The following is a 1,160-nucleotide window of genomic DNA, read 5'->3' as shown; positions in this document are numbered from 1 at the left end:
GTGAGCAACCTCGGCCACGTCGAGGCCGAGGAACTGCCCTGGAACGGCCGCCCCGCCTCGGTTCGCCTCCGGGTCCCCCCGATGGGCGCCATCTTCCTGCGGCCGTCGCGGGACTGAGCCGCGGGAGCGACAGCCGACCGGTTGTCCCCGAAGGGCGTCGAGGCCGTCGCCTGGTGTGGCGGCGTGTGGCGGCCCCGACGACTACTCCAGAAGATCGGCAAAGTCCGTGGCTGCCTGCGAAGTTGCTAGGGGTTTTCGGGCCATGGCCGGGGTGGCTGAGGCTATGTTTTGGTGCCGTCGTAGAGGGCGCAGATGAGGCTTATGGCCAGGTTCCTGAGGGTGGACATGGACATGACCTGCGGGCCGGAGCCGGACCTGAGCTGGTGGCAGCCCTCATCAAACGTGACGTCCCGCACCTGAGTCGCCTCACTTTAGTGCCATGGGTTTAGGTTGTTGAGGATTTGCGGTGCAGTCTCGATGGCCTGGGGTTGGGCGGTGATGTGGTGGCTGTTTATGGTGATGGTGACTTCCTGAAGGGGTGGACTGGGGGGGTGGTTTTTGGACTTGGGGGATGGTTGCCGTTCCCCGTGATCCGATAGTAAGGATGATGGATATGACGAAGGCGAAGTACTCCGAGGAGTTTCGCGAGCAGGTTGCCCGTGAGGTGGTGGAGAGAGACCGGTCGATAGCGTCGGTCGTGGCCTCCTATGGGCTCCTGAGTCCTGACAGTTTAGTGCCCTGCGGTGTTCAGGTTGTTGAGGATTTGCTGTGCGGTCTGGGTGGTTTGGGGTTGGGCGGTGATGTGGTGGCCGTTGATGGTGATGGTGACTTCCTGGAGCGGCCGCAGTTCGCGGACGAGCCGCTTGATGCTCACACCGGTGGCGGCTTGTAGGTGGCGGGCGACGGCCAAGGCGGCCATGACGACTGTGAGGTGGGCCTGGATGGCGTCGTGGGTGTGGTGGAAGACGGGCCTGGCCCGCAGGTCGTGCTTGCTCATGCGGAATGACTGCTCCACGTGCCACAGCTCGTGGTAGGAGGCGATCTGTCAAGCCCCGGGTTTTGTGGAGGGTGTTTTATCTGGCGCCGACGGTTGCCGGCTGGGGTTGGCTGGTGGTCTGCTCGCCGACGTCCAAGGCCTCGGAGTCGGGCTCGGTTTCGGG

Annotated in this window: 1 pseudogene; it reads right to left on the bottom strand. The window is 64.1% G+C overall.

From position 1 onward, the window contains the following. Positions 1 to 730 precede the first annotated feature (730 nt). Positions 731 to 1,042 (bottom strand): annotated as a pseudogene (locus B1H55_RS12005) (IS1634 family transposase); the annotation flags it as partial. Between the last annotated feature and the right edge of the window lie 118 nt (positions 1,043 to 1,160).

Source organism: Actinomyces denticolens (assembly GCF_002072185.1).
GTDB classification, from domain to species: domain Bacteria; phylum Actinomycetota; class Actinomycetes; order Actinomycetales; family Actinomycetaceae; genus Actinomyces; species Actinomyces denticolens.
This window is presented reverse-complemented; position numbering and strand designations above follow the sequence as displayed.